The organism is Rathayibacter sp. AC182 (assembly GCF_979253875.1).
The window spans coordinates 1581609-1595058 of the sequence record NZ_CEEDEK010000005.1 but is presented as its reverse complement, the minus strand read 5'-3'; the positions used below and the strand labels follow the sequence as shown (position 1 = coordinate 1595058).

Sequence of the window (13450 nt, the reverse complement as noted above, 5' to 3'; positions counted from 1 at the left end):
CCTGCCCGGGGTGCAGTCGGCCGAGGAGGCGCGCGCTGGTGCGCGCCGTCAAGCACGTGCCGGTCGGCGAGCGCTCGCTCGCGGGCGCCGCCCCGCAGTTGAACTACCGGACCTTCCCGCCCGAGCAGGTCATCCGCGAGCTCGACGGCGCCTCCCTCGTGGTCGCGATGATCGAGTCGCGCGTCGGCCTCGAGGCCGTGGAGGAGATCGCGGCGGTCGACGGCGTGGACATGCTGCTGGTCGGTGCGAACGATCTCAGCGTCGAGCTCGGCGTCGCCGGGCAGATGGACCACCCATCGGTGCACGAGGCCTACCTGCGCGTGATCGCCGCCTGCACGGCGTCGGGCACCGCGATCGGCATCGGCGGACTGGGCGGATGGCCGGACCTCATCGAGAAGTACCTCGACCTCGGGGCGAGCTACGTCTCGACCGGCAACGACATCTCGTTCCTCCTCGGCGCGGCGACCGCGAAGCGTCGGCAGTTCGAGGATCGCGCATGACCGGCGGAGCACGCGCATGAAGGTCTGCGTGTACGGCGCGGGCGCAGTCGGCGGTCACCTCGCCGGCCGGCTCGCGTCGAGTGCGGCCGAGGTCTCGCTGATCGCGCGGGGCGAGAGCCTCGCCGCGATCCGTGAGAACGGCCTGCGCGTCGAGACGCGCGACGGCACCCTGCTCTCGCATCCGCTCGCCACCGACCGGCCCGAGCAGCTGGAGCCGCAGGACGTCGTCGTCGTCGCCGTGAAGGCTCCGGCGCTGCCGAGCATCGCCCGGAGCCTCGCTCCCCTGCTCGCGAGCGACGGCTTCGTGCTGTTCGTGACGAACGGAATCCCGTGGTGGTACTTCCGGTCGCACGGCGGCCCCCTCGACGGGAGGCCCCTTCCGCGACTGGACCCCAACGCCGTGCTCGGTACGCAGCTCGCGGCCGAGCAGGTCGTCGGAGCTGTCGCGTACACCGCCTGCTCGGCTGTCGCACCGGGGGTCGTCCGCGCCGAGAATCCGCGCAACCGCCTCCTGATCGGCCGCCCCGACGGGCGGAACGACCCGCGTCTCACGGCACTCGCCTCGGCCTTCGACGGCAGCGGTCTCGAGGTGTCGATCACTCCGGCGATCCGCGACGCCGTCTGGGGCAAGCTGGTGATGAACATGATCGGAGGATCACTGGGCGTGCTCACCGCCTCCGCCATGCAGGACGCCCTCGCCGCTCCCGCTGTCGCCGGCCTCGCCGGCTCGATGGCGGCCGAGGCCGGTGCCGTTGCGCGCGCCCTCGGCTGCGATCCGGGCGACACCACCGAGGGCCTCACTCGCCTGAAGGCCTCGCACCACGTGCAGAGCGTCGTGCAGGATCTGCTGTCCGGTCGGGCGATGGAGATCGACGCCCTCTTCCGCGTCCCTCTCGAACTCGGTGCCCTCGCGGGGATCGAGACCCCCGCGCTCACGCTCGTCCTCGGGCTCGCCACCCAGCGAGCCCGCGCGGCCGGCCTGTACCGCGACACCGCTCCAGCGTGACCCACCCCCGCACGTCCGATCGAAGGAGATCCGTCATGACCGAGAACAGCTGCGCATGAAAGCCGTCGTGTTCCTCGGCGAGGGCGAGTTGGAGCTGCGCGAGTACGCCGATCCGGTCCCCGGACCGGACGAGGTCGTCGTGCGCATCAAGGCGTCGGGGATGTGCGGGAGCGACCTGCACCACCTCCGCGGGCCGCGTCGCTCCCCCGCCGAGCAGGTCATCGAGGGCCACGAGCCGTGCGGAGTGGTCGAGGTCGTCGGCGACGCGGTGCGCCCGAGCGAGGCTCGCGTGGGCGACCGCGTGATGGTGCACCACTACGACGGCTGCCGCACCTGCCGGTTCTGCCGCTCCGGATGGACCCAGTACTGCCCCAACGGACGCACCGTGTTCGGCGGGCTCGACGGCGACGGTGCGCACGCGGACCTGATGAAGGTGCCCGCTCACACCCTCATCCGGCTGCCCGACTCCCTGTCCTTCACCACCGGAGCCGCGATCTCCTGCGGCACCGGGACCGCGTGGGGCGCTCTGCAGCGCGTCGAGCTGACCGCGGACGACACGGTGGTGGTCTTCGGCCAGGGCCCCGTCGGGCTCAGCTGCACGATGCTGGCGAAGGCGCTGGGCGCGCGGGTGATCGCGGTCGACGTCGACGCCTCCCGCCTGGCCATGGCCGCTTCCTTCGGCGCCGACCACCTGATCGACTCGAGCGCGACTGACCCCGTGGCCGCCGTCCGAGAGCTCACCCGCAACGGGGAGGGCGCGGACAAGGCGATCGAGTGCAGCGCCGTCTCGGCCGTGCGACGTCAGGCGATCCAGTCCATCCGCCCCTGGGGCACCGCCTGCATGGTGGGCGTCTTCGGCTCGTTCGAGCTCGACAGCGACGAACTGATCCACCGGCACAAGACGATCCTCGGCTCGCTGACCTTCAGCAAGAACCAGCAGGAGGAGTGCGCCCTCTTCGTCGCCGAGCGCGGCCTGGACGTCGAATCCCTCTTCACCGACGACTTCCGGTTGGACGACGCCGAGCGCGCCTACGACCTCTTCGACCGCCGCGAGATCGGCAAAGGCGTCTTCCTCTTCGACTGAGCGACGTTCCAGACCACTGCGAAAGGACTGTCATGACCACCACCTACGGCGACTTCCCTCTCGGCGACGAGGCTCGCCGCTTCCTGGAGCGCCCTGAGCACTTGCTCGTCATCGACGGCCGGCTGGTCCCTGCATCGTCGGGGCAGACACTCTCCACTGTCTCCCCCTCGAGCGGCGAGGTGCTCGCGCGCTTCTCATCGGGAGACGCCTCCGACATCGACCGCGCCGTCGCCGCCGCCCGCGCCGCGTTCGAGGGCGAGTGGAGCACTTGGACCCCTACCAGCGTCAGGCGCTGCTCCACCGTGTCGCCGCCGTGCTGGAGGAGCGGTTCGAGGAGCTCGCTCAGATCGAGTCGCTCGACATGGGCTCGCCGATCGCGCGGGTGCGCGCCTCAAAGGCGACCATGAAGAAGATGCTCGCGTTCTTCGCGGCCCAGGCGCTGACGATCTCGGGCGAGACGCTGATGAACGGCCTGCCGGGCGACGTCGCCACCATGACCTTCAAGGCGCCGGTCGGCGTGATCGGCGGGATCATCCCGTGGAACGGACCGCTGAACAGCCAGCTCTGGATCATCGGCGCGGTCCTCGCCAGCGGATGCACCGCCGTGCTGAAGCCCGCGCAGTACGCGTCGCTCTCGGTGCTGCGCGTGGCCGAGATCCTCCTCGAGGCCGGTGTCCCCGCCGGCGTCGTGAACGTCGTCACCGGCCGCGGCAGCGAGGCCGGCACCGCGCTCGCGGCGCACCTGGACGTTGACCGGGTCGCCTTCACGGGCTCGACCGAGACGGGGCGAAGGATCATCGAGGCGTCCACCTCGAACATCAAGAAGCTCCAGCTCGAACTGGGCGGCAAGTCAGCCGACATCGTCTGCGCCGACGCCGACCTCGACGCCGCGGTGCCGGCCGTCGCCATGGGCGTCTTCGCCAACTCCGGGCAGATCTGCTACGCCGGTACCCGCGTGCTCGTGCAGCGCTCGATCGTCGAGGAGTTCACGAAGCGGCTGCTCGCCTACGTCCACGGCCTCCGCGTCGGGCACAGCCTCGATGACTCCGCCGCCCTGGGGCCGGTCATCTCGGAGTCGCAGCTGGACACCGTGCTGTCCTACGTCGAGATCGGTGTCGCGGAGGAGCCGAGCTCCTCTCCGGCGGCAACCGGCTGACCGAGGGTCTGGGGAACGGCTACTTCATGGAGCCGACCGTCTTCGGCGGAGTGTCCAACAGCATGCGCATCGCGCAGGAGGAGATCTTCGGCCCGGTGCTGTCGATCCTGCCCTTCGACGACATCGACGAGGCCATCGCCATCGCCAACGACAGCGAGTACGGCCTCGGCGGAGCGGTGTGGTCCCAGAGCATCTCGACCGCCCTGCGCGTCGTCCGCGGAGTGCACACCGGAACCATGTGGGTGAACTGCTACGGACTCGTCGACCCCATGGTGGGGTTCAGCGGCATCGAAGACCAGCGGGTACGGGGCGAAGGGGACCGCAGCGCACCTCGACACCTACCTCTACACGAAGAGCGTCTACATCCAGCTCTGACCCGCGAGGCGAGGGCGGCACCTCCTTGTCATCAGGCGAGGTGCCGAGCACCGAAGTAGTTATTAAATCCAATGGTGCGGGATATCGTCATCCCGCTCTGAATCGAAGGAGATCACCGTGCCCAAGAAGATCGCAATCCTGCACACGAGTTTCGTGTTCGTCTCAGTGGAGCCGGTGATCAACGACCTGATCGCCGAGCTGATCCCGGACGCCGAGGTCATGCACTTCGTCGACTCCGACGTCCTCGCCACGGTCGTCCGAGAGCAGGGGATCTCGCCCAGAAGCGAGGCCCGCATGGTGCACCTGGCACAGGCCGCCGAAGAGGCGGGCGCCGACATCATCTTCTCGGCGTGCTCCTCGCTCGGCCCGGCGCTCGACGTCGCCGCGCAGAACGTGCACACGCCCGTCGTCAAGATCGACGAGGCGATGGCGCTGCGTGCCGCCCGCGAGGGCACCGGCATCGGCGTCCTGGCGACGGTGCCGACCACGCTGGGCCCGACCTCCGACCTCATCCAGGCGGCCGCCGACGGCATCGGGCGGAGCATCACCATCGAGCAGCGCCTCTGCGATGGCGCCTTCGCCGTCCTGATGGCGGGCGACCGCGACGCGCACGACGCCCTGATCATCGAGCAGGCCGTCGACCTCGCGAAGTCGGTCGACCTGATCGTCCTGGCGCAGGCATCGATGTCGCGCCTCGCGAGCGTTCTCGCGGAGAAGACCGGCCTGACGGTGCTCTCCAGCCCGCGCATGGGCGTCGACCACCTCGCGCAGCGCGTCTCCGAACTCGCCGTCTGATCCGACGTCACCTCGACGTCCCGGCACCGCGCACAGCCGCGCGAGTGCTTCACGCTTAGAAGGGCACACCCATGACCACGTCAGAGCAGTTCAGCGGCACGGTCGCGTTCATCACGGGCGGAGGATCGGGCATCGGTCGAGCGACCGCTCTCGCCTTCGCCCAGGCCGGCGCCGATGTCGCCATCGCCGATCGGAGCGAGCAGTCGCTCCGCGAGACCGTCGAGCTGATCGAGGCGACCGGCCGCCGCGCCCACACCGCGCTCTGCGACGTGTCCGACAGCGCCTCCGTCGAGAGCGCCGTGAACTCGACCGTCGCTGCACTCGGACGCCTCGACTTCGGCATCAACAACGCAGGTGTCGAGCAGGCCCCTTCCTCGCTTACCGAGACCAGCGACGAGGAGTGGGACCGCCTCATGAGCATCAACCTCCGCGGCGTCTTCGTCTCGATGAAGCACGAGGTCATCGCGATGGGCGAGCACGGCGGAGGCGATCGTCAACATCTCGTCCGGCGCCGGAGTCGTGGGGATCAGCGGCCAGGCCGCCTACTGCGCGACCAAATGGGGACTGATCGGCCTCACGAAGGCGGCATCGCTCGACTACGCGGCGCGCGGCATCCGGATCAACGCGGTCTGCCCGGGGATCATCGAGACGCCGATGATGGACCGCTTCTCCGGCGGGACGCCCGAGGGTCGCGCCCGGGTCATCGCGCAGGAGCCGATCGGCCGGATGGGTCGCCCGGAGGAGATCGCGTCGGCGATCCTCTGGCTGTGCTCGGACCTCGGCGGATTCACCCTCGGACACGCGCTGGTCGTCGACGGCGGCCAGACTGTGGGCCTCTGATGGTCGGCGGGGGCGGTTCGGCGAACCGCCGCGTCATCGTCGGGCTCGACGAGAGCGGCCGCTCGACCGTCGTGAACGACGCGTCGGATCTGCCGATCGTCCACCCCTCCTCCACGGTCGCGCTTCAGGAAGTGTGGCGGCGGGACACCGTGCCTGTTCGCCTCGACGACGACACGGACCCGCGGCGCGAGGGATCGCTCCCGGCCCCGCCGCACGGGGCGGTCGTGCGGATCCTCACGATCGCGCCGTTCAGCGGCTCGCCGTCCGAGTGGGTCGCCGACCTGCACTACGACGACTCGCTCCACATCATCACGATGACGACAGGCCTTCTCGACGTCGTCCTGGAGAACGGCCACGTCTCGCTGGCCCCCGGCGACAGCATCGTGCTGCCTGCGAGCATGCATGATCTGCGCAACACCTCCGCGCAGACCGCGACGTTCGTCTACACGTCGTTCCCCTTCAGCGCTAGGCGCGACCGGCTGCGGCCGACACCCCCTCTCCCGTCCCGAAAGGAAGGCTCCGCGTGCGTGCACGTCCGGAAACGACGAAGTTGCTGACCGAGTACTACTCGGCGATGGAGGCGAACGATCCCGATCTGTTCGGGTCCTACTACGCCGACGACATGACACTGACGTTCAACAGCGGAGGAGAGTCCGGGGCCGGGAGCAGATCGTCGCGGCCTTCGGCGCGATGCTCGACCGCGTCGTCTCGCTGGGGCACGAGCTCGTGAACGCCTGGGAGGAGGACGGTGGGATCGTCTTCTTCGAGTCGATCGGACGGTGGACGCTGCACAGCGGCGCCGTCGTCGAGATCGCAGCCGCGTCGAGGATCACGATCATCGACGGACGATTCACCGACCAGCGGATCTTCGTCGACAACTCCCCGGTCGACGAAGCGCTCGCCGAGGAGCTCCGGGGGTCGGAGGACGAGGCCCCTCGACCGGGCTCGCACCGGGAGCACCGCGCGCGGTTGATCGTCACCGGCGTCGACGACGACGGCCGGTCGGTGTTCCTGAGCGACGAACCGACGAGCGATCGTCTGGTCGGGGACGGCTACACCCGCAACCAGCTGTGGCAGGGCCTCACGGTCCCCGCTCCGGTCACGGCTCCCAACGGGCCGGGAGACGCGTCGGTGATCCCGCCGCCGCCGAACGGCTACGGCTACGACATCACCGCCTTCGCTCCGGATTCGGACTGGGACTACGAGGCCGGCTACGCCCGGCTCCTCGCCCAGTCGGGAGTCGTTCCGGAGCCGGGTGATGCGCCGGGGATGCACGCGACCGACACGATCGACATCGTCTCGGTCCTCTCGGGCGAGGTCCATCTGCTCGTCGACGAGGGCGAGAAGCTCCTGGTGGCGGGCGACACCACGGTCATCCGCGGGGTCAAGCACGCGTGGAGCAACCGGAGCGACCACCCCTGCGTCATCTCGGCGGTGCACGTCAGCGCCACGCGCTGACCGATCCCGCCCCGCTCCTTCGAAGTGGCCCGCTGCACGTCCTCGGACGCGGCGGGCCGCTTCTTCGTCGTCCGACCGGCTCGGCATCCCTCGGGAAAGCGCTTCATTGCGAGACGTCGCCACAGAGAAGCTATTCTCGTTGACAAGTCCCCATACTGCGGGATATCTTCACTCGTAAGCAGCGCGGCTTCGTGGTGGACGGGAGGACCGTGCACGGCCGATCGCGCAGCGCAGAGACACACTCCGCTCCCTCAGCCGTGGGGGTCGACTCCCCCTGAGACCGCTGGAGGCACCGGTGCCACTCGCCGAGCACGACCGCAGCTTCGACATCGAACTCGACGCGGCACCGACCGCCCGCCGGTCGAACCAGCGATGGCTGACGGACCTGAAGTACCGACTCCCCACGCGCTACCTGGCCGCTTGGGCGGCGCTCGCGCTCCTGGTCCTCGTCGCGGCGGCCTTCGCGCCGTCGAGCATGCGCGGGCCGTCGATCTCGGTGGTCACCGCCCTCGCGGGCATCCTGACTCTGGCCGCGCTCGGTCAGATGCTGATCCTCATGATCGGAGGCCTCGACCTCTCCGTGCCGGCGATGGTCGCCATCTCGGCCGGCATCGTCGTCCGCTACGGAGTGCCCGGCGCGAATCTCGCGCTCGTGATCGCCCTGGCCCTCGCCACGGCCGTCGGTTTCAGCCTGCTCAACGGCCTGCTGATCTCGGTCCTGCGCCTGAACTCGCTGATCGTCACGCTCGGCACCCTGGGCATCGCGTCCGGCGCCATCGGGCTCTGGACGGGAGTCTCCTTCTCGATCACCGGAGCTGCACCCGCCGCGTTGACCGACTTCGCGCATCGCAGCTCCTTCTTCAACGTCAACGTCTGCTTCCTCGTCGCGATCGTCGTCGCGGTGCTGCTCGGACTCGGCCTGTCGCGCACCCGGCCCGGCCGCATGGTGGGCGCAGTCGGCGCCAACCGGCGCGCTGCCCGCACGCTCGGCACGCACGTCCTCGCGATCGAACTCGGCGTCTTCGCCCTCGCCGGACTGCTCTACGGGTCGGCCGGCGTCCTCGTCCGCCTCCTTCATAGGCACCCCGACACCTCGATCGGGACCCCCTATCCAGCTGGCGACCGTCACGGTCGCCGCCATCGCCGGAGTCGCCATGAACGGCGGCCCGGGCAGCGTCGCCCCGGTCATCGCCGCCAGCGTGTTCCTCCAGCTCCTCGATCAGGTCATCGCGATCGCCGGGCTCCCCACGGGCGTCGGGACGATCTTCCAGGGCGTGTCCCTCGTCGTCGCCGTCGCGGCGATCGCCATCTGGCGGGCACTCGACACCGGAGCGCGCCGGCTGGGCCGTCTCCGCCGCACGACTCCTGAGGTCCGCACCACCTCGAGCGGACCACGACTCCTCCTCCTCGCGAGGGACCACTTCCCCCACCACCACTTCTAGAGAAGAGACCCGACAATGAAGTTCACCTCTCTCGGGCAGGCACGACGCAGCCGTCGCCCTCGCCACGAGCACCCTCGCCCTCGGCGGCGCGCTCGCCCTGATCCTCACCGGCTGCTCGACCACCACGACGCGGCGGCGGTGGCGGCGAGACCGCCGAGCTGTCGGACGAGACCACGACGATCACCCCCGAGAACGTCGACCAGGAGCAGTTCGCGGCCACGATCCGCAAGGCGTTCCTGACCGATGTCCCCGTCGCAGACCTCGATCCGGTGGTCGCCGACGCCCTCGCCGTCGCCTCCGAGCCGCTGAGCGCCGACGACCAGGCGCCCTCTTCGAGGAGTGCCCGCCAGCCTGTCTGCGAGACGGGACGCGGATCCCTGAAGGTCGGGATCCCGATCTTCGTCACCGCAAACGCCTACACGAACGTCAACCGCGCAGAATCGACCGCGCAGCTGCTCGCGTACCCCGAAGTCAGCGAGATCCACTACAGCATCTCCAACGGAGACATCGCCGCGTCGATCTCGAACGTGCAGAGCCTCATCACCCAGGGCGTCGACGTGATCATCGTCGATCTCGCTCTCGGCGAGGCGATGAACTCGGCGCTGCAGGAGGCGGCCGACGCGGGCATCACCATCATCAACGTCAACACTCCCGTGTCCGACGACACCGCCGAGCTGCTGACGATGGACTTCCCCACCGGGCTCTCGCCAGATCCTCACCAACGGCGTCGAGGCGCTGACGAGTTCGATCACCGAGCCGTCGACGCACATGCTCTTCACCGGCATCGCCGGCAACGACAACGCCGGCGCCTGGCAGCCCTGCGCTCGCGAGGCCTTCGACGCCGCCGGCTGGACCGAGATCGCCGGGTGGATTCACGAACTGGAACTCGCAGGGCGAGGCGCAGGCCGCGAACGCTGCGCGCTTCCGGGCAGGTGCCCGGCGCCATCGCGTACGACTTCTCGGCCGACCGCCTGGTTCAGCCGTTCATCGACGCCGGGGAGCAGCCGCCGGCCGTCATCTCGGGTGTCTCGACCTACGCCTGGCTCGGCACCGTGCAGAACGCCCAGTCCGCCGGCGTCCAGCTCGACTCGTGGGTCTCGAACGGGCACGTCTGGTTCGGCCGTCTCGCGGTGACCGCCGCGATGCAGCTCGCTCACGGCGAGGAGCTCCCCGAGCAGGTGACCGTCGACCTGCCGATGGCCCCCACCAGCGATGTCCTCGAGACCGACTGGCAGGAGATCCCGGCCGACGCCATCATCTCGAGCCTGCTCACCAACGAGCAGATCAGCCAGGCCCTCGCCGCCAACTGATCCGACGTCCCGCACCCGGTGCGGGGTCCTGATCCTCGGACTCCCGCACCACCCCTACTCGGTCCTCGACCAGCACGTTCTTCCGGAGGTCCCTCCCATGGCCGACACCCTGTCGACACCGCTGCAGGAAGCGCAGAACCTGGCGGTCCCCGCACTCTCCCTCCGCGGAGTCACGAAGACCTACCCGGGCGTGAAGGCCCTCGATCAGGTCGATTTCGAGTGCCGACCGGGGAGGTCCACGCGCTGGTGGGCGAGAACGGCTCGGGCAAGTCGACCCTGATCAAGGTCGCCTCGGGGTGCTCACCCCGGATGCGGGCGAAGTCCGCATCGGCGGCGAGGTCTCCACCGGCAGCGGTGTGAAGCGAGCTCGGATCCTCGGGCTCGGCACCGCATACCAGGACACCTCGCTCGTCCACGAGCTCTCGGTCGCGGACAACATCGCACTTTCCTTCACCGCGATCGGGAAGCCCTGCCCCGACGATCTCGTGGCGATCCTCGGCACGTACGCAGCGCCCTTCGCGCCGACCGACATCGTCGACGATCTCGGCCCCGGCTCCCGTCAGCTGCTCGAGGTCATCCGCGCGATGATCCAGAAGCCGCACGTGCTGATCCTCGATGAGCCGAACCGCCGCGCTCGACATGAACCTCGCCGCGCACCTCGAACACTTGATCCAGCTCTGCCGCGAGGAGGGCATGGCGATCATCTACGTCAGCCACCGCCTGGCCGAGGTCCGCCGTCTCGCGGACCGCTTGACCGTCATCCGCTCCGGCGTCATCCAGGGCACCTACGACGCCGACGACTGGGATGTCGACACCATCGTCGAGCTGATGGTGGGCGTGCCCGCCGATCTCAAGTTCCCCGACCGGCTGGCGACCCCCGGCGAGGAGAACCGCCTCGAGGCGCGCGAGCTCACCGGCCCCGGCTACGGTCCCGTGTCGTTCGCGGTGCGCGGGGGCGAGATCGTCGGTTTCGCCGGCGCCGAGGGCAACGGGCAGCGAGCCCTCCTCCGCGGCGTCATCGGTCTCGAGTACGACAGCGGAACGATCCTCGTGGACAGCGCCGAGCTGTCCTCCCCCAGCCGTCCTCGGCCCTGAAGGCCGGGATCAGCTTCCAGAGCGGCGACCGCGCGATCGAGTCCGTCTTCGCCCCGCTCTCGGTCATGGACAACGTCACCACTCAAGCTCGGCTCCGACGCCGGGCCAGCCGGCACCGCACCGGGCGGGCGTCTCCGAACCGCGTTCGCGGCGGCCTCGAAGCAACTGGACATCGTCGCCGCCTCGCCATACCAGCCGATCGGCGCACTCTCGGGCGGCAACCAGCAGAAAGCCGTCCTCGCCCGGCCCGCGCTGAAGAAGCCGAAGGTCCTCATCGTCGACGAGCCCACTCAGGGCGTCGACGCCCTGGCACGCATGGACATCTACCGCATGCTCGTCAGCGCCGCCGAAGAAGGCGTCGCCGTCGTCATCAACTCCTCCGATGCCGGCGAGCTCGCGGGACTCTGCGATCGGGTCTACGTGATGTCGCGGGGGCAGATCGTCGAGGAGATCGTCGAGCCGCCCTCCGAGGCGGCGATCGTGCGCAGCTTCGTCAACACCACCGACACCGCCGCCACTCGGCGGACCATCAGGAAGCCGACCTTCTTCGAGAAGTGGAAGGCCCGGCTGCCGGTCAACGTTCCCGTCCTGATCCTGGTGGCTCTGATCGCGATCGTCGCGATCTACACCGGCGTCGACTCCGACGTCTTCTGGAGCTCGCGCAACCTCGCGAACCTCCTCCTCGCGACGCTCCCCCTCGCGATCGTCGCCCTGGGTCAGCAACTCGCCCTGCTCTCCGGAGGGTTCGACATCTCGATCGGATCGACGATGAGTCTCACCGTGGTCGCCATGTCGTTCACTCTGCCGAGTCTCGAGGGCGGCCCGATCCTCGTGACGCTGCTCGTCCTGATCGCGATCGCGCTCGCCATCGGCGGGCTCAACGCCCTCATGGTGATCGGCCTCAAGGTCAATTCGGTCGTGGCCACCATCGGAACCCTCGGCATCGTCGCCGGTACTGCCATCGTGCTCCGCCCCCAGTCGGGCGGAGTCATCGCCCCGGACCTGGGGTCGCTCGTGAGCCTCGGTGTCGCCTTCATCCCTGCTCCGTTCGCGGCCCTCGTCGCCGTCGCCATCGGCCTCGAGATCTGGCTCTCCCGCAGCACCTCGGGCCTCGCTCTGCGCGCTGTCGGTTTCAACGACGAGGCCAGCAGCCGGATCGGGTGGAACGTCAACGCGATCCGCTCCCGCGCCCTCATCCTCTGCGCTCTCGGCGCGGTGGTCGCCGGCGTCTTCCTCGCCTCGCAGACGGGGGTCGGATCGAACGCCGTCGGCAGCAGCTACGCCCTCGCCTGCTTCACCGCGGTGTTCCTCGGCGGTGCCGTGATGACCGGCGGCCGCGGCTCGCTTCATCGGCGCACTGCTCGGCTCGATCTTCATCTCGCTCCTGAACAACGCGATGCCGTTCCTGAATGTGCCGCCCGCTGTCTCGCAGATGGTCAACGGAGCGATCCTGGTCATCGCCATCTCGCTGTACGCGATCCTCGCTCGGGCACGGGCGCGTCGATGAGCACGGGCACCCTGACCGCGCCGCTGGTGCTCCCGTCGTCGGAGGCGAGCCCGTGCTCACCCGACTGCGACTACTGCAGCGGCCCCGAGACGGACTGAGCACTGCAGCGGACCCGTGCCCCCGGTGGGCGCGGGTCCGCTGCGCTCCGGTCGGCGCGAAGCCGCTGCACTCCGCGCTGCTCCGCTGTGGAGGCAGCCCGACGGACGGTCCACCCGCAGAACGGGATCGAGCCGCGTCGAGCGGACGTGGTGCTCGATGACAGGCCGCCGTTCGAGTCGCCCCCCTGATCGACCAGCAGGCTCAGGTCCCCCCGTCTCCGACAGGTCGTCCCACCGCCGAGACCGGAGCCGCGACCGACGTCGACAGCCGCACCCCGTCGTCGAGCCCGGACCGGCACCACGGCCGGTTCCGTGCTCGCATCCGAGTCGCCGAGCACAGCACCATCCGCGGGCGGACCTCGCCTCCGCTCGGCGCCCCGGAGACCCCGCCCTCATCGGTCGCGAGCGGCGGGGCCGGGCGCGCCGAGCGATCCGCACCCGACGATCACCGCACAGCGGAACGGCCGCCCCTCGGAAGGAGGAGCGGCCGTTCGTGGAGGCGCGGTGCTAGGAGCGGCCCGGAACCTTGATCCCGTGGAGCACGCCCATGCGCTCGAAGTGGTTGTAGATGCGCTCGACGTAGGTGGCGAAGTCGGGCGATTCGACCAGCGCGAGCGGGCGCGGGCGCGGCAGGTCGACGACGATCTCGTCGACGATCCGGCCCGGGCTCGGGCTCATCACCAGGATCCGGTCGGACAGCCCGACCGCCTCCTCCACGCTGTGCGTGATGAAGAGCACCGTCGGCCGGTTGCGCAACCACAGCTCCTCGAGGTCGGCCCGCACC

The 13450-nt window shown here is 69.7% G+C and carries 14 protein-coding genes and 3 pseudogenes; 15 read left to right on the top strand and 2 right to left on the bottom strand.

Annotated elements, in window-relative coordinates; translation table 11 throughout:
- Positions 1-38: 38 nt before the first annotated feature.
- From AC0CII_RS19875 to AC0CII_RS19835, 9 genes and pseudogenes are all read left to right on the top strand, one after another.
- Positions 39-500 carry an aldolase/citrate lyase family protein gene (locus AC0CII_RS19875; protein WP_465230410.1) on the top strand — a complete coding sequence of 154 codons (462 nt, stop codon included), beginning with the start codon at positions 39-41 and terminating at the stop codon, positions 498-500.
- A gap of 16 nt (positions 501-516) precedes the next feature.
- Entirely contained in the window at positions 517-1506 is a 990-nt protein-coding gene (locus tag AC0CII_RS19870) for a ketopantoate reductase family protein (protein ID WP_465230409.1), read from the top strand.
- A gap of 55 nt (positions 1507-1561) precedes the next feature.
- The gene (locus AC0CII_RS19865; protein WP_465230408.1) at positions 1562-2590 is read left to right on the top strand and encodes a zinc-dependent alcohol dehydrogenase family protein; all 1029 of its coding nucleotides are present in this window, start codon (positions 1562-1564) and stop codon (positions 2588-2590) included.
- A 32-nt stretch (positions 2591-2622) separates the two neighbouring features.
- Positions 2623-4180 (top strand): annotated as a pseudogene (locus AC0CII_RS19860) (aldehyde dehydrogenase family protein).
- A 58-nt stretch (positions 4181-4238) separates the two neighbouring features.
- Entirely contained in the window at positions 4239-4916 is a 678-nt protein-coding gene (locus AC0CII_RS19855; RefSeq protein WP_465226684.1) for an aspartate/glutamate racemase family protein, read from the top strand.
- Between the two features lie 71 nt (positions 4917-4987).
- Positions 4988-6313 carry an SDR family NAD(P)-dependent oxidoreductase gene (locus AC0CII_RS19850; protein WP_465230407.1) on the top strand — a complete coding sequence of 442 codons (1326 nt, stop codon included), beginning with the start codon at positions 4988-4990 and terminating at the stop codon, positions 6311-6313.
- Positions 6307-6486 carry a hypothetical protein gene (locus tag AC0CII_RS19845; RefSeq protein ID WP_465230406.1) on the top strand — a complete coding sequence of 60 codons (180 nt, stop codon included), beginning with the start codon at positions 6307-6309 and terminating at the stop codon, positions 6484-6486. Before AC0CII_RS19850 ends, AC0CII_RS19845 begins: the two co-directional genes overlap by 7 nt.
- The gene (locus tag AC0CII_RS19840; protein ID WP_465230405.1) at positions 6447-7214 is read left to right on the top strand and encodes a cupin domain-containing protein; all 768 of its coding nucleotides are present in this window, start codon (positions 6447-6449) and stop codon (positions 7212-7214) included. Before AC0CII_RS19845 ends, AC0CII_RS19840 begins: the two co-directional genes overlap by 40 nt.
- A gap of 295 nt (positions 7215-7509) precedes the next feature.
- Positions 7510-8583, top strand: coding sequence for an ABC transporter permease (locus AC0CII_RS19835; protein WP_465230404.1), 1074 nt, complete (start codon positions 7510-7512; stop codon positions 8581-8583).
- Between the two features lie 95 nt (positions 8584-8678).
- Here the strand turns inward: AC0CII_RS19835 and AC0CII_RS19830 are convergent, their stop codons facing one another.
- Positions 8679-8876 (bottom strand): hypothetical protein, encoded by a 198-nt coding sequence (locus AC0CII_RS19830; protein WP_465230403.1) that lies wholly within the window; start codon positions 8874-8876, stop codon positions 8679-8681.
- A 49-nt stretch (positions 8877-8925) separates the two neighbouring features.
- On the opposite strand from AC0CII_RS19830, the gene AC0CII_RS19825 reads away from it, so the two are divergent.
- From AC0CII_RS19825 to AC0CII_RS19800, 6 genes and pseudogenes are all read left to right on the top strand, one after another.
- Positions 8926-9966: a substrate-binding domain-containing protein gene (locus tag AC0CII_RS19825; RefSeq protein ID WP_465230402.1), complete on the top strand. Its 1041-nt coding sequence runs from the start codon at positions 8926-8928 to the stop codon at positions 9964-9966.
- A gap of 97 nt (positions 9967-10063) precedes the next feature.
- Positions 10064-10246 (top strand): hypothetical protein, encoded by a 183-nt coding sequence (locus AC0CII_RS19820; protein ID WP_465230401.1) that lies wholly within the window; start codon positions 10064-10066, stop codon positions 10244-10246.
- Positions 10186-10529: pseudogene (locus tag AC0CII_RS19815) on the top strand (ATP-binding cassette domain-containing protein); the annotation flags it as partial. The gene AC0CII_RS19820 and the pseudogene AC0CII_RS19815, both read left to right, overlap by 61 nt.
- A gap of 52 nt (positions 10530-10581) precedes the next feature.
- Positions 10582-11061: a hypothetical protein gene (locus tag AC0CII_RS19810; protein ID WP_465230400.1), complete on the top strand. Its 480-nt coding sequence runs from the start codon at positions 10582-10584 to the stop codon at positions 11059-11061.
- A 165-nt stretch (positions 11062-11226) separates the two neighbouring features.
- Positions 11227-11343 (top strand): annotated as a pseudogene (locus tag AC0CII_RS19805) (hypothetical protein); the annotation flags it as partial.
- Between the two features lie 33 nt (positions 11344-11376).
- Positions 11377-12666 (top strand): ABC transporter permease, encoded by a 1290-nt coding sequence (locus AC0CII_RS19800; protein ID WP_465230399.1) that lies wholly within the window; start codon positions 11377-11379, stop codon positions 12664-12666.
- Positions 12667-13173: 507 nt separating this feature from the next.
- On the opposite strand, the gene AC0CII_RS19795 is transcribed toward AC0CII_RS19800, so the two are convergent.
- The gene (locus AC0CII_RS19795; protein WP_465230398.1) at positions 13174-13422 is read right to left on the bottom strand and encodes a hypothetical protein; all 249 of its coding nucleotides are present in this window, start codon (positions 13420-13422) and stop codon (positions 13174-13176) included.
- Positions 13423-13450: the final 28 nt, after the last annotated feature.